Consider the following 24923-nt stretch of genomic DNA (forward strand, 5'->3'; position numbering starts at 1 on the left):
ACTGAAATGCAAATCCCTTTAGGAAGAATAAATCCACTCTACGATTAGATTGAAATAGAGTGGATAACGAAACTTATTCTACCAACTCCAATCCTGCCAACTTACGCCAATAGCCGTTACAGTCATGGTGATGAATTGTTGTCAGTGGTTGTTGACCTTGTTCATTTTGGCGAAATTGTTGTAAGGTATCAAAAATAGCATCAGATTCAGGAGATAAACGGATAATATCCACTAAGCCTGTCATTGATGTTTGATCGTTACCTAAGTTATAACAATAGCCACTTTGTGTTTGAATACCATTAAGAACAAATACTTGCTGATTTTCTTGTGAGCGTACTTCACGACCTTGAGGGTATTTTTGGCAGCAGGTTTCACAATCATCTTTAGAGCGATTTTCAGAACGAGCAGTAAAACAGCGCGCTGAATAAGCCAAAGGAAGATGCCCATAAGCCAGCACTTCAACCTCGAACTTATCTCTAATACCTAATGTTTCACATTGGGTTAGAAGGTTGCTTAACCATTCGCGAGAAAGCTCAACAGGCATACACCAACGCATCATTCCTTGTTTATGCAACAAACGTAACGCATAAGCGTTGTAGCAATTAAGCCCGTGACCTGCCACAAAAGGGAGATGACGCTCGTAAAGCATATTGATCACACCAAAATCATGCGCCTCAACTAAAAACTCACCGTTATCAACTAACTTAGCAATTTCTTTTAATTCCGAAGGTGCTTGTAATAATGCTAAGGTAGAAAGCACCACTTGCTTACCACTTTTAGCGACTTCTTTGGCGAGATTTATCCAATCTTGAGGCTTGGTTTCTCGGCGTTTACTACAAACCGTTTCACCTAAATAAATAATATCAGCATCACTATGTTTTGCTTTTTCATAGAAGGCTTCAAGTGCTTCTTTTTGCCAATAATAAAGTACAGAGCCTAATGCATATTTCATTTTCTTATCCTTATTATTGCCATTTGCGGTGATAAGCACCCAATGTTGTTTGTGTTCCTTCTGAAATTTTTCCTAATGCGTTCATCCAACGAGGGTTAGTACTAAAGCCTTGAGGATCTTTTTTGCATTGATCGATAGCTGCACGCCAAACTCTTGCGACTTCAGTAACATAAGCAGGACTACGTTGACGACCCTCAATTTTGACGGATGCGATATTCATCGCCATTAACTCTGGTAATAGTGAAAGCGTATTGAGGCTCGTAGGCTCTTCTAATGCGTGATAACAGTGGTCATCAACAAAATAACGCCCTTTGCATAATGTTGGATAACCCGCATTCTCGTCGGGTGAATAGCGGTCGATAAGTACGTCATTAAGGCGAGACTCCATTCCTTGTGGTGTCTGTTGCCAACGTACAAAACGAGCCGGAGAGCAAGCACCTACGGTATTAGGGGATTCACCGGTTAAATAAGAAGATAGATAGCATCGACCTTCAGCCATAATACATAAGCTACCAAAGGCAAAAACTTCTAAAGGTACTGGACTAGTTTGTGCTAATTGTTTTACTTGATGAATAGATAGAACTCGAGGAAGAACAATACGAGCCACATCAAAGTTACGTTGGTAAAATTCAATCGCTTGTGTATTGGTTGCAGAAGCTTGCACTGAAACATGGCGCTCAATATGAGGATAACGCTCTGCGGCATACTCTAACATGGCGATATCCGCCAAAATAAGCGCATCAGCACCTAAAGATGCTGCCATATCAACCGCTTTTTGCCAGCGTTCAAATCCATCAGGGTGAGCAAAGGTGTTTATTGCAATATGCAATTTTCGCTGGTGGCGGTGAACATAATTAACCGCTTCTTGTAACTTCTTTTCTGTGAAATTTAAACCCGCAAAATGTCTTGCATTCGTATCATCTTTTAAGCCGATATAAACGGCATCCGCACCATTATCTATGGCCGCTTTTAAGGCAGGTAAATTACCTGCTGGGCACAGCAATTCCATCTTCACTTCCCTTTAGAAATTAAGAATGATCAGAAATTGTAATGAGCAAGATAAAAAAAGGTTTTGATTTAGGGCAGAGAACTCTGTTTTTTGCTTAAGTAAAATCAAAGAACTCAAAATGTGAACAACGGATTAACCGAATATTGATATAGGATCGCAGAATATCTGTCTATATCTGGCACAATAGCCCGTAATTTTATTTATAGGAGTCCGAACGTGTTTAACAAAATTCGTACCCATTTGGTTAAAGAGGGTCCTCGTTTTTTACGTTACCCTTTACAGGTTACCCCATTTGCTCTGCAACGCGATATCTTAGAACAGTTTTTAAGTTGGCAGTTTCGTGAGTCGTTAGCTGAAGGTGATTTACACTTTTTAGAAGATAAGTGGCTAAAAGTTGAGATAAGAGACTTACATTTACAGTGGTTTATCAGTGTTCGTGATGATAAATTAGTGGTCAGTCGCTTAGAAAAAGAAGATGTCAGCTTTAGCGGAAATGCTAATGATCTTATTTTAATTGCTGCTCGCAAAGAAGATCCTGACACCTTATTTTTCCAACGTCGTCTACAAATTGAGGGTGATACAGAACTCGGGTTATATGTTAAGAACCTGATGGATGCAATTGAATTAGACTCAATGCCATCTGTGTTGCGTTTTGGTTTATTACAACTGGCTGAGTTTGTAAAAAGTGGGCTTCAAGAAGAAAAAGAAGACACTCTGCACAGCCATGAACTGAGCTCAACTTCATGCTAATACGTGTTGAAATTCCCGTTGATATTCCTGCAATTGATAACCTTTTACGCCAAGCGTTTCCGACAGGTAGTGAAGCTGATTTAGTCGGGCATTTACGAGAAGAAGGGTTATTAACATTAGGCATGGTGGCAATTAACGATGAAGGCCAATTAATTGGCTATATCGGTTTTACACCTGTTGATATTGATGGAAAAGATTGCCAGTGGGTAGGACTTGCACCACTTGCTGTTGCGCCTGATTTCCAAAACCAAGGTATTGGACGTCAACTGATTAATGAAGGGCTAGATAGCCTAAATGAATTTGGTTACGGTGCCGTTGTGGTGTTGGGGGAGCCTGAGTATTATCAAAAATCAGGTTTTATCCCAGCTAAGTCACAAGGCTTACATTGCAAATGGCCTGATACAGAAGAGGCTTTTCAGCTTTATGCGTTAGAAAATGGCAATGTTGATGACATCCATGGTTTAGTCAACTATTCACCATTGTTTGACCAATTTAGCTAAATTTATTTATCCTGTATTAAATACAGTGCAATGTCTGAAGGCTGGTCAATGATCAGCTTTTCTTTTTGCGTCTTTTTCAACTGTTTTAACTGGTATTCAAGTTGAGAAGCACGCTGTCTATTCCCTACCTGACAATAAAATTCTAATAATAAAGGGCCTTTACCTTTCAGTGCCTTAGCGCCCGTTCCATTCTGATGTTGTTGAAAACGCCTCTCAACATTTGTCGTGATCCCTGTATAAAGAGAACCGAGACGATTTCTAACAATATAGAGTGACCACATTGTCTCCGTCATCATTTTTTCCTTTTCGTGCTACTTTCTCTTTTGATAAATAATACTTCTTAATTTTTTAATTGAGTAATTTATCGTTTTATCAGAATGAAATCTATTAGATATATCAATATGTTGTGAAATATTTGTGACAGTAAGTTCTATCATTTAAAAAATAACATTCAATTTTTTTGAAAATGAACAGCAATTATTGCTAATTTTAAAGTTAAACTAAAGCGCATAATATGATCCACATCACAGAGAGACACTCCGCGATACCTAACAAAATTAGAATTTATTTGGAGTTTATTATGAAAAAATCTACATTAATCGCTGCTACATTAGCTTTAAGTGCTATTTCATTTGGTTCAATCGCATCTGATAGCGTATCAAAAAGTCCTTCAGTGAATGGTGAGTATATCACAATCACAGGTAGCGATACTTTAGATGGTTTAACAACTAAAATTGCTCAAATTGCAAAAGATGAAGGCGCAAAAGGCTTTAAAGTTGTTGGTGCTACAGGTGATGATTACCTCACTGTAAATGCTGAAATTTATCGTTAATTTTAACTGTTTTCGATAAATAACCTGTAATAAGAGACACGCGGTAAGACGCTCGTTTTGGTGATATAATTATCAACTAAACAGCGTCTCTTTTTGTATCTATACAGGTATATTATGTCTCCTTTAGACTCGATCAAAATAATTAAACAATATATGCGTGAAAACCATGTGTTCACCTTATGTACAACACGTTCATTGGGTGATATTTGGTGTGCTAATTGTTTTTATTGGTTTGATGAAAGTCAGATGAGGCTTGTTTTTCTTTCTGAAAAGAAAACACGTCATGCTCAAATGATGCAGGAAAACTTATTAGTTGCAGGAAGTATCAGCACACAAGAAATTACCGTATCAGATTTACAAGGTATTCAATTCACGGGGGCTGTTTCTTTACTAACTGGTAAGGACGACATCAACGCAAGAAAACATTATTGTTTACGCTTTCCTGTCGCATTAGCCGCCATCCATGTGCCTTTATGGGAGCTACAATTGCAAGAAATTAAGATGGTGAATAATCAATTAGGTTTTGGTACTAAGCTCTATTGGCAATGTGATTAAACTTTTTTCTTAACTTTCCACTATTCCCAAAAGTAATGATTTTTTTGTTCCCATCCTTTTAAAGACATACAAGAGGTATAGAAGGTTTTTCTGTCTTCTTGGTTAATGTCTTCAACATAGCTTTCTGTCATTGGTACACGTTCAGTGTAGGTTTTTTTATCACCGCAGTGATCTTTGTCATCTTTACGACACGTCTTTTGCACATCACGATAAACAGTACGTTGTAGCACTTCTTTGCGGATAGGGTAACGAGTATTGGCATCAAACTCACAGAGCATTTTCGCTTCCTGCAATGTGTAATCTGATGAACCTTTGGGCTCCCAAGTACTGCTACAACCAGAAAGTAAGATTATTGAAAATAAAGGGAAAAGTGCTAATTTCATATCAAGTATCATCATAAAAAGAATAGTTAAGAGCGCTAATAATAAAACAAAACTAATCACTTTGACTATCATTTTTGAAAATGATTCGCATTTGATAACGGAGGTGATTAAATGAGAATGATGAAAGAAAAAAGCCCACTATAAAAATGGGCTTCTAGATATTATCTCAATTTATGAATAACCTGATTACTACTACCACGCCACAATAATCCGGGATCATAAAGTTCCTGTACAAACTTTCCATCAATTAGCACGTTTATATAGCTAACAACTTCTTGTTGCTCTGGTGTCAAATCTGCCAGTAAATAGCCTGTCCAAACCCAAATATCTTTTTCAGGGCATTCGGTTTTGACTCGTTTTACCAAGTGCAAAATTGTAGATAAATTTTGCGGATGTAAAGGATCACCCCCTGAAAGCGATAATCCTTGTCGTTTAATTCGACTGTCTTGAAGATCCGCAATAATCTGATCTTCCATCTCTTGTGTAAATGGCTTGCCTGACGTTAATGACCACGTTGATTTGTTATAACAGCCTCGGCATTGGTGTATGCACCCTGCAACAAACAGGGTGCAACGAGTACCAGGACCATTGACAACATCAACAGGGTAATATTGATGGTAATTCACACTCTTAACCTAATTGACCATTTGCCAGATGTTTCACACGACGCTTAACTTCTTCTTGCTTACCCGCATTAAATGGGCGTGAATCTGGGCTACCTAAATATCCACATACACGGCGGATCACTGAAACTCTTGCAGGGTTGTGATTACCACAACGTGGGCAAGTAAAGCCTTTGCTAGTGCAAGAGAACTCACCGGTATAACCACAGTCATAACATTCATCAATCGGAGTATTCGTTCCGTAATAAGGAACGCGGGTATAGCTGTAATCCCACACATCCTCTAATGCTTTAAGGTTATGCTGTAAGTTTGGATATTCGCCGTAACAAATGAAACCGCCATTTGCTAATGGAGGATAAGGCGCTTCAAAATCCAGTTTGTCGTATGGATTTACTTTTTTCTCAACATCTAAGTGGAAGCTATTGGTGTAATAACCTTTATCTGTCACACCCGGTAAAATACCGAATTCAGCTGCATCTAAGCGGCAGAAGCGATCACATAAGTTTTCACTTGGTGTGCTGTAAAGGCTAAAGCCATAACCTGTTTCTTCTTTCCACTGATCTGTTGCTTCACGCAGACGATTAATAATCGCCACTGCTTTTTCTCTTAAGGTTTCATCATCAAAAACGTGTTTTTCAGTACCAAACAGTGCATTAATGGTTTCATGAACACCGATATAACCTAATGAGATTGATGCTCTGCCATTTTTAAAGATTTCAGAGACATTATCATCTGCTTTTAAGCGAACACCACAAGCACCTTCCATATAAAGGATAGGGGCAACACGCGCTTTGACGTTTTCTAAACGAGCAATACGAGTCATCAGTGCTTTTTTCGCTAGTTCGAGGCGATCATCAAGTAGTGACCAGAATGTTGCTTCATCACCTTGAGCTTCAATCGCAATACGCGGTAAGTTCAGGCTGATAACACCGAGGTTATTACGACCTTCATGGATCATCTCGCCATTTTCTTCGTAAACACCTAAGAAGCTACGGCAACCCATTGGCGTTTTAAATGAACCTGTTACTTTAACGACTTGATCGTAATTTAAGATATCGGGATACATGCGTTTACTTGCACATTCGAGAGCAAGTTGTTTGATATCGTAATTAGGATCACCAAATTTATGGTTTAAGCCATCTTTAATGGCAAAAACAAGTTTAGGGAAAACAGCTGTTTTACGGTTTTTGCCTAAACCAGCCATGCGATTTTCAAGAATAGATCGTTGAATTAAACGCGCTTCTTTCGACGTACCAAGGCCAAAACCAAAAGTGACAAATGGGGTTTGTCCATTAGCAGTATGTAGTGTATTAACTTCATACTCTAAAGATTGGAATGCGTCGTAACACTCTTTTTCAGTACGCGCATTAGCATAAGCTTCTTTATCAGCAATCTGCCACTCTTGCGCTACTTTATAGTGTTTGTCATAGCTTGATTTTACAAACGGCGCTAATACTTCATCGATACGATTTATCGTTGTACCACCATAAATATGGCTTGCCACTTGTGCGATAATTTGTGCAGTTACTGCTGTTGCTGTTGAAATAGATTTAGGGGGTTCTATTTCCGCATTTCCCATTTTAAAACCGTTGTTTAACATGCCCTTAAGGTCAATTAGCATACAGTTAAACATTGGGAAAAACGGTGAGTAATCGAGATCATGATAATGAATTTCACCACGCTCATGAGCGAGTACCACATCTCTTGGCAGGATATGCAATTTTGCGTAATGTTTAGCCACAATACCCGCAAGTAAATCACGCTGGGTAGGGATAACCTTACTGTCTTTATTCGCATTTTCATGAAGAATAGAGACATCACTTTGTTCGATAAGACCTCGGATTTCCTGAGTTAGTCTTCCACGTTGCTCACGAGCAACATCTCGGTCATGACGGTATTCAATATAGGCTCTGGCAACATCTTTATGTTCGCCAGCCATCAGCTGATTTTCTACGGCGTCTTGGATCTCACGGATATCGACATTCGAACGTCCTGCGAGAGATTGTGAAACGGATTGCGCGACAGAATCGCAATAATCATCATCAGTGATCTCACAAGCTACGGCGGCTCTTTTGATAGCATCGCTGATGCGGGTTTGGTCAAAAGAGACTTTACATCCGTCTCGTTTTATCACAATGGTTTTCACAATCTTGCTCCTTAACTATTTATCCACAGGCTCAAATCCCATAAAAACAGGTGATGGCACAGCATTCAGGCTTATTGTGGATAAGATGTGTATAATTACTATATGTTGTAGGTCGGTATGTATTAAAGCACAATATATAGTAATTGAAAGAGAAATAATCTTCATTAAAACTGATCTGCATCAAGGTATTTTTGCTACATCAGGCATCAAGAGGGATTGGCTGAATTGTAAATATGTGCCAAAAACAGAAGTGATAAATTATTCATCAAAAAGTGAGAACATAAAAAAAGCAAAGTGCTCATAAAGAGACCTTTGCTTTTTTATGGCTTGCTGTTGAGACGAAATTAACGGATAGCGATAACTTCGATTTCTACTTTTGCATCTTTTGGTAAACGTGCAACTTCAACACAAGAGCGAGCAGGGAATGCAGCGTTATGCTCTTTGAAGAATGCTTCATAAGCAGCATTGATCGTACCGAAATCATTTAAATCTTTTACGAAAACAGTTGTTTTGATGATATTAGCAACAGTTAAACCCGCTTTTTCAATGATTGCTTTTACGTTTTCTAAAGATTGACGAGCTTGTTCTGCTGCATTATCAGAAACAAATTCACCGGTTGCAGGATCAACAGGTAATTGACCTGAAGTGATCACTAAATTACCTAAATCAACGCCTTGTACATAAGGGCCAATCGCAGCTGGGGCTTTATCGGTATTAATTTCGTAAGACATGTAGAACTCCTGTTTTTATAAGATTAACGCTAACATTCGATTAGTGCGACGCTATTATAGCCAGCGCTTCAGGTTAGCAATATGACAGATGTCAGGCTTTATCATAAAGTCTGCAATTATAAAAAGAAAATGAACTCATGTAATTACTTCATTTTGATGTGTATTTTTCCCTGAATAAAAGGGCTTTTTATAGAAAAATTTTTTATAAAAATCATTTTTTATATAAGTTTATTTTTCAAAAATATCCCGTTTATGCTTTTAGAGTGGAATTATTCTATAATGAAGAAACATCGTGCTTTTTATAACAACTTTTATCGATGTATTGTTTGATGCAAGATTTAGAATAATAGTAGGTGGCTATGACGCAATTCAATTCACTTTCTGGTATCACCGCTTTTGTTGCAACGGCTCAAACAGGTAGCTTTACTGAAGCTGCATCTCGTTTAGGAATAACTAAATCAGCCGTTGGGAAAAGTGTGACTCGGTTAGAAGAGCATTTAGGTATTAATCTACTATTAAGAACAACACGACGTTTAACGTTGACCTCTGAAGGTGAGTATTATTTACAGCAGTGTCAAATAGCACTTTCTATTCTTGAACAAGCTAATAATCAAGTTCAAGAAAACCAGTCGGTATTAACAGGAAAAATTCGTCTGGATTTACCGTCTGCTTTTGGTCGTAAATGTATTATGCCTGTTTTAATGACATTAATGGATAAGCAGCCCCAGCTTAAAATGAGTGTTTCATTTAGTGAGCGCTATATTGATATGCATGAGGAGAGCGTGGATTTAGTCGTTCGTATCGGGCATTTACCTGATAGTAGCAATGTTGTTGCACGACAACTGACAACACAAAAACTGGTTCTCTGTGCTTCACCGATTTATTTGCAAAAATATGGCATACCTAAAGAAATCGAAACGTTATCAGACCATCGTTGTATTGTGGGATTTCGGCAAGATACCCCTTTTTATTGGATGCTAAAAGAAGAAGGAACCTTCCACCAATATATTCCAACTCCTTTTTATGAACTTGCTGATGGTGATGCAATGCTTGACGCAGTGATCCATGGCTATGGTATTGCTCAACTTCCGTTATGGATGATTGGGGATAAGCTTAAAGAAGGGCAATTACAGCGCATCTTGATCAAAACAGAAGGGTATCAATCTCCTATCAATATGATGTGGCATAAAGGGCAAAAACTACCACCTAAAACACGTTATATAGCAGATGCATTGCTTCAGGTGGCAAAAGAAGGCGGATTTGATGAGTAAATATTTATTGCTGATAAGCCATTTCACAATTTGGTGATTGCAATCGTACTCGTAACCAAATGGTACCCAATGCAAGTAGTGAAAAAAGTATACCTACCCAAATTATCATTTGTAATTCAATGTGTTGAATAACCCAAGCTCCTACCATAGAACCCACAGTTATCCCTAAATTAGAAAAGGCGATATAAAGGCTATTTGCAAATTCGGGTGCTGCTTTTGCATCTCTCATTAACCATGTTTGAGAAATAATTAATCCTGATGTGTGTAACATGCCCCAAAGAATGATCAGAGGGATCATGGCAAGCGCCTGAGAACCGCTTAACCAGATAAATAAATAGATAAAACAAAACAAGATTGGGTAAGTTATCGTTGTTTTAACGACATTTCGCTGTAAATAGTGACTAAAAATAAAATTACCAAAATAACCACTCACACCAAATACAATCAGTAATGTGCTGGTCATATTGTTTGAAAACCCTGTGATATTCACTAAAAAATCAGCAATATAGCTAAATCCAGCAAACATGGCTGAAAAAATAAGTGTCACAGTAATAATGCTCAACCAAACTGTTGATTTTTTTAATACTTTTAATTGATCACTAATTTTAAGCGGTGCAGTGACTTTAATTGAAGGCACAAAAAACACAATACCAATAAAAGCGATAACACTGGTGATAGCGCCAAACCCAAATGCCATACTTAATGACCAAGTTTCAGCAATAAAAGCGCTAAGTGGCATACCTAAAACCATTCCCACCGCAACACCAGAAAAAACAATAGCAACGCCATGAGTGGATTTTTCTACTGGTACTGAATTTGCCGCCACCATCAGTGCTATTGCAAAAAATAGCGCATGGGTAAATGCAGGCAAAATACGAAAGAGCAAAATAACGTGATATTGATGTGTTAATGCATAAACAGTATTGGAAATAATAAATAAAGCCATTATGACCAACAGTATCGTTTTGCGATTAAATCGCCCAAATAAAAGTGTAATAGTAGGACCTGTTATTGCGACAACAATCGCGTAAATGCTGACTAAAAAGCCCACTTGTGGCGCAGTGATATTCATTTGTTCGACAAGTTGTGGTAGCAATCCAATCACCGCAACTTCGGTTGTGATCACACCAAAAACAGCCAGTGACAGTGTTAAAAGTAATAAGCGAGTTTTTGTTTGCATAAGTCTATCCGCAGAAGGCGAAAATTCGTCTCTGTTAAAGTAATTAAGTAAGTGATTTAGCGGATATATCCAGTCTTTATGGTGACAAAAAGTGAGAGAAAACAGAAGATCTACTTTGGTGATTCTAAGTAGAGAAAATATCTACAATGAAGAGTATTGTTGCTTTAATAGATAGTTATGACAAAAAAACTATCTGCCCTTGCGAGCAGATAGTTAAAAGAATTAACGAATAACCGCGTGGCGTTCGAACTCTTTTTCACAGTACTTGCAGGTTAATACAACATCTGAGGCCAGTTTTTTGACACGGAAACTGCTTTGTACTGGCTCGTTATGGCTAATACAGTTGCTATTAGGACAAGGCACCACATCTTCAAGCAATTCTGGCAAGCTTAATGCCATTTTATTAACGACTTGATAATCATCGATGATATTTACAGTTGCTTGAGGCGCATACATCGCTAAACGGTTTGCTTGCTCAGAGGTTAAAAAGACATTTTCGATTTTAATTAAGTCTTTTTTACCTAAATTTTCTGAAGGTAAATTAAAACCTACTGTTATTCTTTCATCCGTTTCTGTTAAGCGAAATAGTGACAGAATTTTAAAGCCCACCTGCGCTGGAATATGATCAATAACAGTCCCACGTTTGATAGCTTCAACTTTTAGTTTGTGATCATGTGTCATGGTGTGCTCCTTATTAAAGAACTAAGTTTTTATTCAGAACTAAGGCAAGTAATGCCTGACGTGCGTAGATACCGTTGCCTGCTTGTTGGAAATAATAAGCGTAAGGTGTTTTATCTACATCTGTCGTGATTTCATCGATACGTGGCAGGGGGTGTAGGATCTTAAGGTTATCTTTCACATTCACAAGATCTGCACTGGTTAAGATAAATTGTGCTTTAACATTCGCGTATTCAGATGGGTCTAAACGCTCTTTTTGTACGCGAGTCATATACAGAATATCTAGTTCTGGCATCACTTCATCTACTGTTTCATGTTGGCTGTATTCAACACCATTTTCTTCCAGCAAGTGAAGAATATGCTCTGGCATGGCGAGTACTTTAGGGGCGATAAAATAGAGATGATTACCTTTAAATTTCGCCAATGCTTGTGCCAGTGAATGTACTGTTCTGCCATATTTTAAGTCACCGACCATCGCGATATTGAGGTTATCTAAACGGCCTTGTGTTTCTTGGATGGTAAACAAATCCAGCAAAGTCTGTGTTGGATGCTGATTTGCACCATCACCCGCATTGAGTACTGGAATATCGCCCGCAAACTCAGAGGCTAAACGTGCTGCACCTTCTTGAGGATGGCGAATAACAATGGCGTCAGCATAAGTGCGAAGAACCGAAATGGTATCCGCTAATGTTTCACCTTTTTTACCCAGTGAAGTGTTGCTTCCATCAGAAAAACCGACAACTGATGCACCTAGGCGGTGGATAGCTGTCTCAAATGATAAGCGAGTACGTGTTGATGCTTCAAAAAAGCAGCTCGCAATCACTTTGTCTTTCAACAATTCGTTATTAGGTTGCTGTTTGAGTTTATTAGCAACGTGAAGAACAGACTCCAAATCTTCCCTGTCCAGATCATTGATGGAGATAATATGCTTTTGGTAGAGCGGATTAGTCATTAGAGTTCTCCTTTGGCGATGAATTGTGCGATAGATGGTTTTTTATAGGCCAAAAAAAACCCCTCAATAAGAGGGGCTTTAAAAAATTGGGCTATTGGAAAAAAGAGAATGCGCTTGCGACCAGTTAAGGTGCTTGTTTTTGTTACGAATTGGAATAGGCGCTGTTTCATCTTTCCTCCTGACAAATTGTGGCGCATTATACGCATCTTAGAGTTGCACGCAAGCGTTTGCTTTTATTTTTTGCAAAAAAAATTTTTTTAATTTAAAAATCAATAAGCTTGAGATAAAACAAAGAAAACACCTATTTTTTCATAAATAAAAAATAGGTGTTTTGCATGATTATGTATTTTAGAAAGGATTTGCAAGGGTAGCGACCATCACTGCTTTTATGGTGTGAAGACGATTCTCTGCTTCATCAAACACAATGCTGTGTTTTGATTCAAAAACCTCATCAGTAACTTCAAAGCCACCATAGAGATTAAATTCTTCAGCTAATGCTTTACCCATCGTTGTTTCTTCGTCATGAAAAGCGGGTAAACAGTGAAGGAATTTGACGTCTGGATTTCCGGTTAATTTTATAACATCCATATTGACCTGATAAGGCTTCAGTAACGCAATACGCTCTTTCCAAACCTCTTTTGGTTCGCCCATAGAAACCCACACATCAGTGTAAAGAAAATCAGCGTTTTTAACACCTTCAGCCACATTTTCAGTTAGCGTGATATTTCCGCCATTTTTCTTGGCAATTTCTTGGCATTGAGCAACTAAACTCGCTTCAGGCCAACATGCTTTAGGCGCAACTAAACGTAAATCCATACCTGTTAATGCAGCCGCTTCCAGCATAGTATTACCCATGTTGTTACGAGCATCACCAAGGTAAGCAAATACCGTTTCTGATAATGGTTTAGCTTGATGTTCAGTGATAGTCAGTAAATCGGCTAATAACTGTGTTGGGTGGAATTCATTGGTTAAACCATTCCAAACAGGTACACCTGAATATTGTGCAAGTGCATCTACTGTTTTTTGTCCATAGCCCCGATACTGAATACCATCGTACATACGACCTAATACACGAGCAGTATCTTTTATCGATTCTTTATGTCCAATTTGGCTTCCTCCCCCCAGATAAGTCACTCTTGCACCTTGATCAAATGCAGCGACTTCAAACGCACAACGGGTACGTGTTGAGTCTTTTTCAAAAATTAGTGCGATATTTTTTCCAGTAAGATACTGAGTTTCTTGACCGGATTTTTTGGCTTTTTTCAATTGTGCTGACAATGTAAGTAGTTGTTGAATTTCAGCAGGTGAAAAATCAAGTAAACGTAAGAATGATTTCTGATAAAAAGGGTTCATAGAGTGATATCCTGTCATTGAATTTATATTCAATTTATATCAATAAATATTCATCATCAACCCCTAAAGGAAAACTTTTAATTTAAACAGTATGCGATAAGGAGATCATATTAAGTATGGAGTGTTGATCCTGCCTGTGGGACAATGAACGAGATACCTTTTCAGACTATTGCGGAGCATGATTATGGCGGACAGCAAAGAGTTAGCAGAACAACGTGAAGAAACACGTCTTATTATTGAAGAATTACTGGAAGATGGCAGTGATCCTGATGCACTGTATGCCATTGAGCACCATATTTCTTGTGAAAATTTTGAAACACTAGAAAAAGCAGCCGTTGAAGTTTTTAAATTAGGTTACGAAGTGACTGAGCCTGAAGAAATTGAAGTCGAATCAGGTGAGATTTTAGTTTGCTTTGATGCAGTCAGTGAAAGTGGTTTGAATGCTGAACTTATTGATGCTCAAGTTGAGCAATTAATGAATTTAGCTGAAAAAATGGGTGTCTATTACGATGGTTGGGGTACTTATTTTGAAGATCCTGACGCAGAGTATGATGATGAAGAGGGTGAAGACGAAGACGACGAAGAAGAGTCTGATAAGTCATCACGTTTACATTAATTTTTGCTAAATGTTGTCCTTTTGTACCTGATTTTTCAGTGCAATATAGCACCAGCCACAAAATTGTTGCTTTGTGACTGGTGTTATTGTTTTTAAGCTAATGTCATTAATCCATTACGCCAAATTTACCATTGTCATAATCATCAAAAGCTTGTTGTAGCTCTTCTTGCGTGTTCATCACAAAAGGTCCTTGCCCTGCAATAGGCTCATTAATTGGCTCACCGGTTAAAATTAAAACAATGGTGTCACCCATTGATTCTAATGTGAGCGTATCGCCATGATTATCTAACATCACCATATCGTGTTGACGTGCAATTTCACTATCATTGATATGTACGGCACCTTTTACGACAAACAGCATTGCATTATGACCTTCAGGAATACTGTAATGTGAAACACCTGCGCGATTTAAACGTAGATCCCACACATTCAGCGGCGAGTAGGTCATTGCCACACCTTGTGTGTTGGCATAATTACCTGCAATCACTCTGACATAACCTTGGTTATTTGATAATTCAACATGAGGGATATCCTCTGCTTTCAGCGCCTGATAACGAGGCTGTGTCATTTTGTACGCTGTTGGCAGATTCACCCAAAGTTGCACCATTTCCAATACACCGCCTTCTTTGGTCATTTTTTCAGAGTGATACTCTTTATGCAAAATACCAGAAGCAGCGGTCATCCATTGCACATCACCTGCGGTAATCGTTCCTGCGTGACCTTTAGAGTCATGATGAGAAACTTCACCTTGGTAGGCGATTGTTACGGTTTCAAATCCACGATGAGGATGCGCTCCTACACCACGGGCATTGGTAACAGGTTTAAACAGTGTTGGCTCGGCATAATCCATCAGCAGAAACGGGCTATGTTTCTCACCATTTTCCTGATAGGAAAATAAGGTGCTGACTGGAAAGCCATTACCTACCCAGTGTGAATTTGGCGCCGAATAAATATGATTAATCTGTCTGATAGTCATGATTGTTCTCCGAGTTAAGGAAAGAAACCGCAATAACCAAGACACAGAAGGAGGTAATACAGATTATTGCGATTTCTTAATGAGGCTGATCATAAAGTGTTCTGATGATGAACAAAATAGGGGGAATTTGTTGATGGTGTTCAAAAAAAATGAATGAATTTCTAAAATGAAGATAAATAGGGATATTGATTGAATGTGTAATTTGGCGACTACGAGGTTAAATATTTTTTCATCTTTATTTGTCGAATATTGGTATAGTTTTATAGCCTGTCTGATATCGTATTTTGTACCAAAACCATATTAGTACAGTAAACCTAGCGAATTTATTGTAGTTAGATCCCCTCTATCTTTGATAGCTTCTTGATAATATATTCTCGCTTCACCATATTTTTCTAATTTACTGTACAATATTTCTAGTTGAGTAAATGAAAAACAATCTTTAACTTGATTAATAAATTACACTACTTTTAGTTAATTATATATTTTTTTAGTGCGTATGCTAAATTTGTAGAGAATTACAGGTGCTATTTTTTATTATCTCTGTAATCTTTATATATTTCATATGTGAAAATTGTTTCTTTAAGAATATATTTAATTTGATTATTTTAATATAAAAATATAAAGTTAGATAAATATAGAAATAACGTGATGATAATAATCATATTGTTTAATATTATATAAACGTATCTAAAAATGGACTTTATTAATGGCTAATTTAATTTATCTTACATTAGAAGGTCAGCAACAAGGCCTGATTTCTCGTGGTTGTGGAACATTAGATTCAATAGGAAATCGTTATCAATTAGGGAAAGAAAATGCAATATTTGTTACAGAACTAAATTTTTCAGTATCTAGAACTCAAAATCTAGCTCATCAACCAATAGAGTTTACCAAACTGATTGATAAATCTTCCCCTCTATTACTTATTGCGGTTTCAAATAATGAAATTCTTAGTTTAGTTTTTGATTATTATCGTACCGCACAAAATGGTGGAATTGAAAAATATTTCACAGTGAAATTAAACGAAGCATCTATTATTGATTATTCACATCAATGCCCAAATAATATTTTACGCAATGATATCGATCCTGAAGAGCAATTAACTGTTAGATATCGTGATATTACCACCTCGCAAATCATGGCTGGTACTTCTGGGTATAGCATATCAGATGAGAGTGTATTCTAATTTTTATATTTATTAATTAAATGGCGTACCTCAGAAATAAAAGCATCATCACTAGCTACACTACCTGGGCTTGCAGCTAAAGTAATTAAAGGTCCTAATTCTGTTTCAACAAAATAATAGGCCATGGTGATCTTGCTTTTATTCATTACGTCGTAAACCATTTTATTTTTATTTTCAAGTCTTCTTGCTGCTTCTGACATTTTTTCAATCGTACCGTAACCGTACATTAATGTTGCAACTAAAGTTGTCCTTTTGATAATTTGGGTTGGTCTAAAAGGTTTAAAAAAGGATGGGTAATTTGTAATAATACCTGCAACCATTTGAGTGATTATAGCGGATACAATAAATTTTCGAATTTTAGAATCAGCCATAATATCAACGCCAACATCTGTTGCAAAATTTCTAACTGATGAATTAACTTGAGGTCTTACATCAAATCTATCTTCAAAGCTAACAGTATTACCTAGATTAGAAACATTAGTTATCGCATTGATATAATGAGATAGTTTTTGTTTTCTAGATGGGGACATATTATTGATTATTGTATCAATAATAATATTGACGACTTCAGTAATATTTTCATAGGGATCATAAACAAATCGTAGTAGATAAATGGCTTCAATATTTTCTTGTATGATACGAGGCTTTCTAGATAGCCGAGATTTAAGAACATAATTCATACCCTCAAGAGCTGGGGGCAGTATACCCAGTTCAATGAATGTATCTATCGTTCTGTTTACTCCTTTTGCAGAAGTAATACCGAAATCTTCTATATATTTTACCCAAGGGTTATTCAGAGCTACTTCAACGGAAGGAGCATTTCCTTCACATTTATAATAAATAAATTCATCCAATCCACTGGGTGAGCATCCCTTTGAGCGATTTTGATTTTTACTAGAAGAGTCTTCATATTGCCAAGTTTTTTGGGCAAGATTATGTGCACTTTTCAGTTCCCGACCTATTTTTTTGTAAATAATAAGTCGCTTTTCCATTGCCTCATTAGCATTTAATATTTCACCATCTTTACAGTAAAACCACTCTAAATCACCACACTGCATATAAATCTCCTTTTTATTTATAGTTAAACTATAAATAAATCTATTTAGATGAATAGATATCTGGAATTATTTACCATAGCAACTAATATGTTAAAGTTAATTTTTATGGTTATATTAATTTTTGTTATTATTTATAAAGTGTTTATTTAAGAAATTAATTCGTAACTGAATATCGGTATAACCTAATTGATAGGCTCTTGTATATAATTCGATGGCTTTTTCATAATTTTGAGGTACCCCAAGGCCTTCTTCATACATTAGACCAAGGTTAATCAGCCCTCCGATTTCGTCTTGTTCAGCGGCATCTTGATAAAAATTAACCGCTTTATTGATATCACGTTGTACACCAAAACCATGTTGATATAGTAATCCCATTGAATTCATTGCGGCGGGATCACCTTTTTTGATCGCTTCTTGATAATATACTATCGCTTCATCATATTTTCCCAGATTGCCATACAGTATTCCCAATCGTGTAATGGCAAGATAATGATCAGCTTGAATAGCGGCTTTATACCAGTGCTCCGCTAATTCCATATTTTTTTCAACACCAAATCCATCAAAATATAAATCGCCTAAACTCATCATAGCTTTACCTGAATTATTATCGGTAATTGCTTGTTCAAACATCTCTTTTGCTTTTTTATAATTATTATTATATTTGTACAGTATACCTAAATTATAATTAGCAGATGATGAGCCGAGTTCTATTGCTCTTTGGTAAAGTAAAATAGCCTCTTGTTTTTTGCCCTGATCTTCCTTAAGCATTGCCAATTGATTAAATCCATCAGCATCATTTTTATCTGCTAAGAGTTGATAGATTTGTTCGGCTTTCTCTACATTTTTTTCAATCCCAGTACCCGTTTCATAGAAACGCCCAAGTACTAATAATGCCTTATTATCTCCCTGCGTTGCTAATATTTCACATGCGGAAAAGTTTTTTTCTTCGGGAATACATTTAGCTTGGGGGGAGGAATAAGCCAACATAGGAATAGATAAAAATAATGTGACGATAATAATCTTGTAGTTTAATGTCATATAAAATTACCGAAAATAGATTTTATTAATGGTTAATTTAATCTATCTTCCATTAAAATGGAAATACTAAGCTCTGATTTCTTATGTTGGTGAGGAATGAGACTCATAAAAAACGAGTAAAAATATAAGGTATGATAAAACAAAAAACTACATCCTTTCTTAGCAACAATAAGTCAGAATGTAGTTTATTAATATGTTTATTTCTTAAATCTTATTTGCTTGTGTCGCCACAACCGCCAATGATTTTAGAAATAGAAACTGCTGGGTGCAGTAAGTAGTCGTAGTTACAGTCTTTTTCTTTATTGTATACGCTACCAGTACAACCGGTCATTACGGTAATTACAGAAGCAATAAGTGCAATTTTAACAAAGTTTTTCATGAAAAAATTCCTTTTAAATTTTAGAGTTATAAAAGCCAATGCATGACTTTATCTGCATAAAGATATTAAATTAGCTATAAATAGCAATATAAAAAAATCTCTTTTTTAAAATATAAAATAAGATAAATAATATTTTATTTAAGAGGGATAATGTGATTATCTAGAGTGGAATGAAAAATAATTTAAACTTGTGGGTTTTAATGAAATTTAAGATAAGAATTTCATTAATAATATTTTGATAATAATTAATTAAGAAATTAATTGTGAAAATAAGCACATAAACATACTGTATTTATATCATTTTGATAAACTGGATTTGTGTTAATAGATGCTATTTATTGCTAATAAAAACCCGCATAAGAAATGCGGGTCAAGTAGAGCTTATTTTATTTATTGTATTACGTAGGGAATAGCAAGAACGCTTAAAGTGGCTTCACCATACGGATCTCACAATCACTATGTCCAGTGTTACCTAATGCTTCATCAATAAATTCGAATCCTAGTTTTTCGTATAAACCGACAGCCGCTTTTAAGATATCTGTGGTTTCTAAATAGCAACGGCTAAAGCCTTGCTCTTTACCAAACTCAAGAGATTGCAGAACGATTTTTTTCGCAATACCTTTGCCACGTAATTTGGATGAAAGGTACATTTTTTGTAGTTCACAAGTATTGCCATCGCCACCAGCAAGTGGTGCGACACCACCCCCACCAACAACTTCTCCATCCATTTCAACAACCCAGTAAGCACTGCGTGGCTGATGATAAACTTCATAGAGGGTATCTAAAATTGGATCGGCAACCGCAAAGCCTTTATCGGCAGTTAAACCGTGCTCTGCTGATACTTCACGAATAACGCGTGCAATACCTGCGTTGTCTTTTTCTTCAATGGCTCGAATAACAATATTTGAGTTTATAGCTTGGGTTGCAGTCATAGTTGCACTCATCGTTTTCACTTATTAGTAGAATATTTTTTGATTATTTATTGAGAGAGCACCGGAAAGGAACTTCTTCATTGAAAGTAGCACTGATGGCTACAAAAACTATCTTAATTGATTTTATAAAATTGTAAACGACAAAAATTATCTTTAAATAATCAAACCTAAATAAAATATTAATTGGTAGTATTAAATATCAACACAAATAAATGTGAAAGGATAATATATCAAAAAATTATTTTTTATTTTCATTTTAAAAATTTTATTTTTTTAATGAAAAATAGGTCTAATATAAATTATTCCATATATAATACATTGATAATTTTTATGTTAAAAATAGTAAAGGCTAATATTATGAGAACACAAGACAGTTATCTTCATCTACCTCGGCTTATAGTCAAAAAATCCTCAACATTAAATGAAAACCAAGGATTTGTAATACCATTACTTGAAGAAAAAGATGCCAATACTTTTATACCAATAAATAAAAGTGATTATCCAAGTGATATATTAATTACAAAGGGTTTTCCAAGCATTGATGAACGTTTTTCACCAACAGACTTGTTTGTGTTATCTAGCCATTCTTATGATGAAGACAAAAGCTTAAAAGATGGTATTGATCGTTATTGGGCGTTAGGTTCCGATGCTGAAAACTTACCACAAAATACCCTACTTCCTATATTAAAAACTAATTTACCAGATAAACAGTATGGATTACTACCACAAGAAATTATTCCACCAGAGCAACCTTTTTTTATTTTAGATAATGATGTACTTTATGGACCATTAGTGAGCACTCAAAATGAGGATAAAAGATATATAATTGAGCCACATGTGCATTCATTATTAAGTTATGGGAAAGGGTATTTAGGATATTTTAATTTTCAAAAATTAAATGATGTAATTGTTAAAATAAATGATGCTAATGTTGATTTGTTATTTGTCTCATCTTTTAAATCTATATCAAGATATAGATCTGAAAGTATAGATTATCTTTCAGATGATTTATTAATTAAAGTTGTTAATTCTCAAGGCTTTGGTAAGCGAACTCAATCATTGGGTAAAAAAGAAGCTCAACGTTTACAATTAATTATTGCGGAAAGTGAAAAATCTAATCAAATTTTTAAACAATATGAAAGAATTGAGCGGCTTAAAAATCTGCTTGATCGTTATTTATCTGAATCAGATATTGGATATTCTTTAATAAAAGAGTATTTAGGAAGTAATGCTGGTATTAATTTTCTAGAAAATTATATTGAAGATAATAAAGTATCCATATTACATGAGCATTTGGAAAAAATAAAAGATGATATAGAAAAGGAAGAAAGCAGAATTAGAACTAATCTAAACAGGCTTGAAGAAACATTAAAAGATAAAGAAAATCTTGTTTATGAATATGAAAACAAAATAGAAAAGAAAAAAATTGAAGTTGAACGGAAGATTGCAGAGTTTGAAGCAGAAAAAGAAGAAGCAATAAAAAAACAACTAGAAAAAAAACAATTAGAGCTTTCTAATGAAATTGAAAAAGCTAGTGATACATTAAATAATATAAAAAAAGAAATATCCGTTAAATCAGACTTATTAAAAGTTGCAAATGAAGCAACACAACTTAATAAAAGAAAAGATTATTTAGAAGAACATAATATGCTTTTAAAATCAACAGCTGACGGATATCAAGACATTTTAAGGACTACTAATAATCAAGATCTAGCTAAAAAAATTGGAGAGATGGAAGCTATAAATAAAGTATTAAATGGGCAGTCATATTTGGATACATCTACATTTGATGCTAGACCCATTGCTTTTGCAACTAATAAACCAGAGCGAATTGAGGATTTAATAGATTCTTTATGTTCTAGCTTTTCTGAAGATGGCGGTAGAAATTTTTCCCGAGAAGAAATGACGAATCTACTTGTTTCAGTTAATCAATCATTTTTAACCGTATTAAGTGGACCTCCTGGCACTGGTAAAACATCAACTGCAACAAGACTTGCAGAGGCGCTATATCTTGGAGATGCAACAGGAGACAAGAATTTTTTATTTGTACCTGTAGGCCGAGGTTGGGTCTCTAGTAGGGATATTCTTGGTTTTTATAATTCTTTAAAAGGAATATATCAAGAATCGAGAACAGGGCTCTATAGTTTTTTACAAAGAAAAAGTAATAATGCTCAAAAAATAATATTGCTTGATGAAGCTAATTTGTCTTCAATGGAACACTACTGGTCTGATTTTATAGGATTATGTGATGCAGATTATAGTTTTAGACCTATAGATACTGGAATTCCGAAAGATGAGTTAAGATTTTTAAAAATTGATAGTTCAGTTAGATTTATTGCAACAATAAATAATGATTCAACAACCGAAAGATTATCACCTAGATTAATTGATAGGGCTCCAATAATAAACCTGAATATAAATAATGATATAGTACATGATGTTACTGGTAAAAAATTGAATGGTGCATTAAGTAATGAGGTTTTAAGTAAATTACTTTCGCCTAAAGATGATTTCGAATTATCCAAATCAAGTGAATTAATATTACATAGAGTTATTGAGAATTTAATAAAAAGAGATATTAAATTAGGTAATTCAATTTATATTAGCAAGAGAAAAATAAATATTATAACAAACTATTGTTCTGTTGTTAGTCCAATACTGGATAATGAGGTTGCTATGGATTTTGCAATAGAACAGCATGTATTACCACATATTGAAGGTTATGGATTAGGTTTCAAAAAACGGTTAGAAGAATTATTAGATATTTTAGGTCGTTCATATCCTCGTTCAACTTCTCAATTAGAACGTATTATCGCAAGTGGAAATGAGTTTACTAATTCATTTTCATATTTTTAAGAAGGCATATAGATATGTTATTAGAAATTAAAATAATATCAGGAGAGAGATACGGTACAATTTTAAAGTTGGATGAACTTGATATTAACAATTCAGTTAATTATTGGATTAAAGAAAATGAAGCATTGGAATTTTATTTAGAAATAAATGAGAAGTATAAATATGCAGAGTTAATTCTTAATGATCATAATATAGAACCTACAGAAATTATTGTTGATAATGATGAAATTAAATTTATTTGGACCCCTAGTTTTAGTAGGCAGAAAAAATATGAATGTCTCTTTGCTAATTACTTTGGTATTGCTGAATTTACAATAAAATTATCTAATGAGATATTAGATGAGTTTGAGTTGTTTAATTTTCAGCCAATTGAAATACTTGCATCAAAGGCTAATGCTGATAATGTTGAAAAGATGCTATTATACTTATCAAGATTAAGTGAAGACGAACTATACTCTATTTTTCAAACTACTAAATATAATTCTGGTTTTAAAGAAGGAAGAAATTCTCCATCTAGTAATCTAGAACGTCTCGAATATGTATTCGAATTAATTTGTTCTGTATTACCTGACATATTAAAAAAACCAATTACAAAACTTACACCTATTCAAAAAATAATAACACCTAATCATAATAATATATTTGATGATGAATCATTGGGTTGGTTGATGTCTAATCTATCAGTGCTTCATGAATGTGATGATATTAACAAGTCTCACTTAATGTATAATAATCATATGTTTATGGCTTCATCTTTACAAGTGTCTGAGCTTGAAGAAAATCATGATATATATGAAAATTGGATAATTCATGGATTCTTATCATTCATGATAATGGAAATATCAAAACAATTGAGTTCATATGAATGTTTACCATCATATTTACTAATAAATCAGAAAGTTAAACCAGAAGGATATTTTTCTTTTTTTGAACAATTAAATAAGTTTAAGAAAAGGATTTTATCTAATCAAATTGCCAGATGTGAAAATTTATTGAAGTTAGCAAATGAAATAAAATTTCATTTGGAAAAGACACTACCTGTTTCTAAAATTATTACACAAAGACCTATATTAACTCCCAAGGCTATATCACATTTAGCATACCGATCTATATTTATAGAGTATATAGATTGGTTTGAAAAAAGTTCTCCAGATTGGTCTGCTTATGAAAATTTATTTGCTATAAGAAATATACCAATGTTATTTGAATCATATTGTTATTATAGAGTTTATGAAGTATTAAATGAATTATTTGATTCGAAGCTTATGGTGAGTAGCTATTGGGAGAATAAGTATGGACATGAAATTTCTTTATATAGAGAACCTGTATATTGGATGAGTAAAAGTGATAATGTTTTAGATTCATTCTTTATAAATTCAGAAGGATTGGCTTATAATAAGAAAAATATTAAAAAACGAACTCATAAACATAAATATTCACATCGATGTCCAGATATCGTAATTGAGATTAAATTACTTAATGGTGAAAGAAAATTAATAGTACTTGATGCTAAATATACGAATGAACATTTAGCGGTCAGAAAATATTTACCTGAATGTACAATGAAATATGTTCATGGTATACACGAAAAAAAAACAGGTGCAGTAGCAGTCAATTCAATGAGTATTTTATTTCCCTCTCATGAAGGGCATTTTTATAGTTTTCATTCTTCAGAATATGATATTTTTAGTAAGAATTATGTTACTCCATCTTTACAAAGTATAGGTATTGATTTGAATGATAAAAAGCATAATGATTCATTGAATCTAGTAATTGTTCAATTAATAAAGAATACAATAAATATTAGTGAGTTAGAATATGAAAAAATGTCGATTCTTTAATTAAAATGAATACTAATTCCCGTATTAATGAGAATAGTTTGTACTTGACATAATTTAATGAAAAATGGTTTTATTTTTTGGCTGAAAGAGACTAAGTAAAAACCCGCGATAACCGCGGGTTTTCAT

26 protein-coding genes are annotated in these 24923 nt (G+C 34.9%); 9 read left to right on the plus strand and 17 right to left on the minus strand.

Annotated elements, in window-relative coordinates:
- Positions 1 to 73: 73 nt before the first annotated feature.
- Together D7029_RS01540 and ubiU are read right to left on the minus strand one after the other, a co-directional pair.
- On the minus strand, positions 74 to 952 hold the full coding sequence (locus tag D7029_RS01540) for a U32 family peptidase (protein ID WP_088493969.1): 879 nt from the start codon (positions 950 to 952) through the stop codon (positions 74 to 76).
- Positions 953 to 965: 13 nt separating this feature from the next.
- The gene (ubiU, locus tag D7029_RS01545) at positions 966 to 1961 is read right to left on the minus strand and encodes a ubiquinone anaerobic biosynthesis protein UbiU (RefSeq protein WP_088493968.1); all 996 of its coding nucleotides are present in this window, start codon (positions 1959 to 1961) and stop codon (positions 966 to 968) included.
- 216 nt (positions 1962 to 2177) lie between these two features.
- Here ubiU and ubiT point away from each other — a divergent pair, with 216 nt between their 5' ends.
- Both ubiT and D7029_RS01555 read left to right on the plus strand, forming a co-directional pair.
- Complete coding sequence (gene ubiT / locus D7029_RS01550) at positions 2178 to 2711, plus strand: ubiquinone anaerobic biosynthesis accessory factor UbiT (protein ID WP_006535669.1); 534 nt, start codon at positions 2178 to 2180, stop codon at positions 2709 to 2711.
- The gene (locus D7029_RS01555; RefSeq protein ID WP_088493967.1) at positions 2705 to 3211 is read left to right on the plus strand and encodes a GNAT family N-acetyltransferase; all 507 of its coding nucleotides are present in this window, start codon (positions 2705 to 2707) and stop codon (positions 3209 to 3211) included. Before ubiT ends, D7029_RS01555 begins: the two co-directional genes overlap by 7 nt.
- A gap of 2 nt (positions 3212 to 3213) precedes the next feature.
- Here D7029_RS01555 and D7029_RS01560 read toward each other — a convergent pair whose 3' ends face one another.
- Positions 3214 to 3504: a GIY-YIG nuclease family protein gene (locus D7029_RS01560; protein WP_098941343.1), complete on the minus strand. Its 291-nt coding sequence runs from the start codon at positions 3502 to 3504 to the stop codon at positions 3214 to 3216.
- A 287-nt stretch (positions 3505 to 3791) separates the two neighbouring features.
- Between D7029_RS01560 and D7029_RS01565 the strand changes: the two genes are divergently transcribed.
- Both D7029_RS01565 and D7029_RS01570 read left to right on the plus strand, forming a co-directional pair.
- Positions 3792 to 4043 carry a YdgH/BhsA/McbA-like domain containing protein gene (locus D7029_RS01565; RefSeq protein WP_075673608.1) on the plus strand — a complete coding sequence of 84 codons (252 nt, stop codon included), beginning with the start codon at positions 3792 to 3794 and terminating at the stop codon, positions 4041 to 4043.
- Between the two features lie 114 nt (positions 4044 to 4157).
- Positions 4158 to 4598, plus strand: a complete 441-nt coding sequence (locus D7029_RS01570; RefSeq protein ID WP_194951660.1) for a YhbP family protein — start codon at positions 4158 to 4160, stop codon at positions 4596 to 4598.
- 20 nt (positions 4599 to 4618) lie between these two features.
- Here the strand turns inward: D7029_RS01570 and D7029_RS01575 are convergent, their stop codons facing one another.
- The 4 genes from D7029_RS01575 to D7029_RS01590 all read right to left on the minus strand — a co-directional run bounded on the left by D7029_RS01575 (position 4619) and on the right by D7029_RS01590 (position 8481).
- Positions 4619 to 4981 (minus strand): hypothetical protein, encoded by a 363-nt coding sequence (locus D7029_RS01575; RefSeq protein WP_194951661.1) that lies wholly within the window; start codon positions 4979 to 4981, stop codon positions 4619 to 4621.
- 161 nt (positions 4982 to 5142) lie between these two features.
- Entirely contained in the window at positions 5143 to 5607 is a 465-nt protein-coding gene (gene nrdG / locus D7029_RS01580; RefSeq protein ID WP_194951662.1) for an anaerobic ribonucleoside-triphosphate reductase-activating protein, read from the minus strand.
- A gap of 4 nt (positions 5608 to 5611) precedes the next feature.
- Positions 5612 to 7750 carry an anaerobic ribonucleoside-triphosphate reductase gene (nrdD, locus tag D7029_RS01585; protein ID WP_194951663.1) on the minus strand — a complete coding sequence of 713 codons (2139 nt, stop codon included), beginning with the start codon at positions 7748 to 7750 and terminating at the stop codon, positions 5612 to 5614.
- A 344-nt stretch (positions 7751 to 8094) separates the two neighbouring features.
- On the minus strand, positions 8095 to 8481 hold the full coding sequence (locus D7029_RS01590) for a RidA family protein (protein ID WP_006535650.1): 387 nt from the start codon (positions 8479 to 8481) through the stop codon (positions 8095 to 8097).
- 359 nt (positions 8482 to 8840) lie between these two features.
- Between D7029_RS01590 and D7029_RS01595 the strand changes: the two genes are divergently transcribed.
- Entirely contained in the window at positions 8841 to 9752 is a 912-nt protein-coding gene (locus D7029_RS01595) for a LysR substrate-binding domain-containing protein (RefSeq protein WP_194951664.1), read from the plus strand.
- Between the two features lie 4 nt (positions 9753 to 9756).
- On the opposite strand, the gene D7029_RS01600 is transcribed toward D7029_RS01595, so the two are convergent.
- The 5 genes from D7029_RS01600 to argF form a co-directional block, all read right to left on the minus strand.
- Positions 9757 to 10932: an MFS transporter gene (locus D7029_RS01600; protein ID WP_194951665.1), complete on the minus strand. Its 1176-nt coding sequence runs from the start codon at positions 10930 to 10932 to the stop codon at positions 9757 to 9759.
- A 222-nt stretch (positions 10933 to 11154) separates the two neighbouring features.
- Positions 11155 to 11613, minus strand: coding sequence for an aspartate carbamoyltransferase regulatory subunit (gene pyrI, locus D7029_RS01605; RefSeq protein WP_006535648.1), 459 nt, complete (start codon positions 11611 to 11613; stop codon positions 11155 to 11157).
- A gap of 13 nt (positions 11614 to 11626) precedes the next feature.
- Positions 11627 to 12562, minus strand: a complete 936-nt coding sequence (pyrB, locus tag D7029_RS01610; protein WP_088493958.1) for an aspartate carbamoyltransferase — start codon at positions 12560 to 12562, stop codon at positions 11627 to 11629.
- Positions 12562 to 12732, minus strand: a complete 171-nt coding sequence (locus D7029_RS01615) for a hypothetical protein (RefSeq protein WP_164996119.1) — start codon at positions 12730 to 12732, stop codon at positions 12562 to 12564. The genes pyrB and D7029_RS01615 overlap by 1 nt, the downstream gene beginning before the upstream one ends.
- 178 nt (positions 12733 to 12910) lie before the next feature.
- Positions 12911 to 13915, minus strand: a complete 1005-nt coding sequence (argF, locus tag D7029_RS01620; protein WP_088493957.1) for an ornithine carbamoyltransferase — start codon at positions 13913 to 13915, stop codon at positions 12911 to 12913.
- Between the two features lie 184 nt (positions 13916 to 14099).
- Here argF and rraB point away from each other — a divergent pair, with 184 nt between their 5' ends.
- Positions 14100 to 14531, plus strand: a complete 432-nt coding sequence (gene rraB, locus D7029_RS01625) for a ribonuclease E inhibitor RraB (RefSeq protein ID WP_151434047.1) — start codon at positions 14100 to 14102, stop codon at positions 14529 to 14531.
- Positions 14532 to 14637: 106 nt separating this feature from the next.
- Here the strand turns inward: rraB and D7029_RS01630 are convergent, their stop codons facing one another.
- Positions 14638 to 15507 (minus strand): pirin family protein, encoded by an 870-nt coding sequence (locus D7029_RS01630; RefSeq protein WP_088493955.1) that lies wholly within the window; start codon positions 15505 to 15507, stop codon positions 14638 to 14640.
- A 706-nt stretch (positions 15508 to 16213) separates the two neighbouring features.
- Between D7029_RS01630 and D7029_RS01635 the strand changes: the two genes are divergently transcribed.
- Positions 16214 to 16693, plus strand: coding sequence for an Hcp family type VI secretion system effector (locus D7029_RS01635; protein ID WP_194951666.1), 480 nt, complete (start codon positions 16214 to 16216; stop codon positions 16691 to 16693).
- On the opposite strand, the gene D7029_RS01640 is transcribed toward D7029_RS01635, so the two are convergent.
- The 4 genes from D7029_RS01640 to D7029_RS01655 form a co-directional block, all read right to left on the minus strand.
- Complete coding sequence (locus D7029_RS01640) at positions 16690 to 17751, minus strand: hypothetical protein (RefSeq protein WP_194951667.1); 1062 nt, start codon at positions 17749 to 17751, stop codon at positions 16690 to 16692. The genes D7029_RS01635 and D7029_RS01640 overlap by 4 nt on opposite strands.
- A gap of 114 nt (positions 17752 to 17865) precedes the next feature.
- Positions 17866 to 18789, minus strand: a complete 924-nt coding sequence (locus tag D7029_RS01645; protein ID WP_194951668.1) for a tetratricopeptide repeat protein — start codon at positions 18787 to 18789, stop codon at positions 17866 to 17868.
- 211 nt (positions 18790 to 19000) lie between these two features.
- On the minus strand, positions 19001 to 19168 hold the full coding sequence (locus D7029_RS01650) for a YhfL family protein (RefSeq protein WP_036914671.1): 168 nt from the start codon (positions 19166 to 19168) through the stop codon (positions 19001 to 19003).
- Between the two features lie 422 nt (positions 19169 to 19590).
- Positions 19591 to 20100, minus strand: a complete 510-nt coding sequence (locus D7029_RS01655; protein WP_194952569.1) for a GNAT family N-acetyltransferase — start codon at positions 20098 to 20100, stop codon at positions 19591 to 19593.
- A gap of 357 nt (positions 20101 to 20457) precedes the next feature.
- Here D7029_RS01655 and D7029_RS01660 point away from each other — a divergent pair, with 357 nt between their 5' ends.
- Together D7029_RS01660 and D7029_RS01665 are read left to right on the plus strand one after the other, a co-directional pair.
- Positions 20458 to 22956, plus strand: coding sequence for an AAA family ATPase (locus D7029_RS01660; RefSeq protein WP_194951669.1), 2499 nt, complete (start codon positions 20458 to 20460; stop codon positions 22954 to 22956).
- 14 nt (positions 22957 to 22970) lie between these two features.
- Positions 22971 to 24797, plus strand: a complete 1827-nt coding sequence (locus D7029_RS01665) for a nuclease domain-containing protein (RefSeq protein ID WP_194951670.1) — start codon at positions 22971 to 22973, stop codon at positions 24795 to 24797.
- Positions 24798 to 24923: the final 126 nt, after the last annotated feature.

Origin of the sequence: Proteus vulgaris, from assembly GCF_016647575.1 — a bacterium.
GTDB classification, from domain to species: domain Bacteria; phylum Pseudomonadota; class Gammaproteobacteria; order Enterobacterales; family Enterobacteriaceae; genus Proteus; species Proteus mirabilis_B.

Bases quoted from the DNA above. Each gene is read 5' to 3' on its own strand.
- D7029_RS01540 (WP_088493969.1), bottom strand. From the start codon at position 952: ATGAAATATGCATTAGGCTCTGTACTTTATTATTGGCAAAAAGAAGCA.
- ubiU (WP_088493968.1), bottom strand. From the start codon at position 1,961: ATGGAATTGCTGTGCCCAGCAGGTAATTTACCTGCCTTAAAAGCGGCC.
- D7029_RS01555 (WP_088493967.1), top strand. From the start codon at position 2,705: ATGCTAATACGTGTTGAAATTCCCGTTGATATTCCTGCAATTGATAAC.
- D7029_RS01560 (WP_098941343.1), bottom strand. From the start codon at position 3,504: ATGACGGAGACAATGTGGTCACTCTATATTGTTAGAAATCGTCTCGGT.
- D7029_RS01565 (WP_075673608.1), top strand. From the start codon at position 3,792: ATGAAAAAATCTACATTAATCGCTGCTACATTAGCTTTAAGTGCTATT.
- D7029_RS01570 (WP_194951660.1), top strand. From the start codon at position 4,158: ATGTCTCCTTTAGACTCGATCAAAATAATTAAACAATATATGCGTGAA.
- D7029_RS01575 (WP_194951661.1), bottom strand. From the start codon at position 4,981: ATGAAATTAGCACTTTTCCCTTTATTTTCAATAATCTTACTTTCTGGT.
- D7029_RS01590 (WP_006535650.1), bottom strand. From the start codon at position 8,481: ATGTCTTACGAAATTAATACCGATAAAGCCCCAGCTGCGATTGGCCCT.
- D7029_RS01595 (WP_194951664.1), top strand. From the start codon at position 8,841: ATGACGCAATTCAATTCACTTTCTGGTATCACCGCTTTTGTTGCAACG.
- D7029_RS01600 (WP_194951665.1), bottom strand. From the start codon at position 10,932: ATGCAAACAAAAACTCGCTTATTACTTTTAACACTGTCACTGGCTGTT.
- pyrI (WP_006535648.1), bottom strand. From the start codon at position 11,613: ATGACACATGATCACAAACTAAAAGTTGAAGCTATCAAACGTGGGACT.
- pyrB (WP_088493958.1), bottom strand. From the start codon at position 12,562: ATGACTAATCCGCTCTACCAAAAGCATATTATCTCCATCAATGATCTG.
- D7029_RS01615 (WP_164996119.1), bottom strand. From the start codon at position 12,732: ATGAAACAGCGCCTATTCCAATTCGTAACAAAAACAAGCACCTTAACT.
- argF (WP_088493957.1), bottom strand. From the start codon at position 13,915: ATGAACCCTTTTTATCAGAAATCATTCTTACGTTTACTTGATTTTTCA.
- rraB (WP_151434047.1), top strand. From the start codon at position 14,100: ATGGCGGACAGCAAAGAGTTAGCAGAACAACGTGAAGAAACACGTCTT.
- D7029_RS01630 (WP_088493955.1), bottom strand. From the start codon at position 15,507: ATGACTATCAGACAGATTAATCATATTTATTCGGCGCCAAATTCACAC.
- D7029_RS01635 (WP_194951666.1), top strand. From the start codon at position 16,214: ATGGCTAATTTAATTTATCTTACATTAGAAGGTCAGCAACAAGGCCTG.
- D7029_RS01640 (WP_194951667.1), bottom strand. From the start codon at position 17,751: ATGCAGTGTGGTGATTTAGAGTGGTTTTACTGTAAAGATGGTGAAATA.
- D7029_RS01645 (WP_194951668.1), bottom strand. From the start codon at position 18,789: ATGACATTAAACTACAAGATTATTATCGTCACATTATTTTTATCTATT.
- D7029_RS01650 (WP_036914671.1), bottom strand. From the start codon at position 19,168: ATGAAAAACTTTGTTAAAATTGCACTTATTGCTTCTGTAATTACCGTA.
- D7029_RS01655 (WP_194952569.1), bottom strand. From the start codon at position 20,100: ATGACTGCAACCCAAGCTATAAACTCAAATATTGTTATTCGAGCCATT.
- D7029_RS01660 (WP_194951669.1), top strand. From the start codon at position 20,458: ATGAGAACACAAGACAGTTATCTTCATCTACCTCGGCTTATAGTCAAA.
- D7029_RS01665 (WP_194951670.1), top strand. From the start codon at position 22,971: ATGTTATTAGAAATTAAAATAATATCAGGAGAGAGATACGGTACAATT.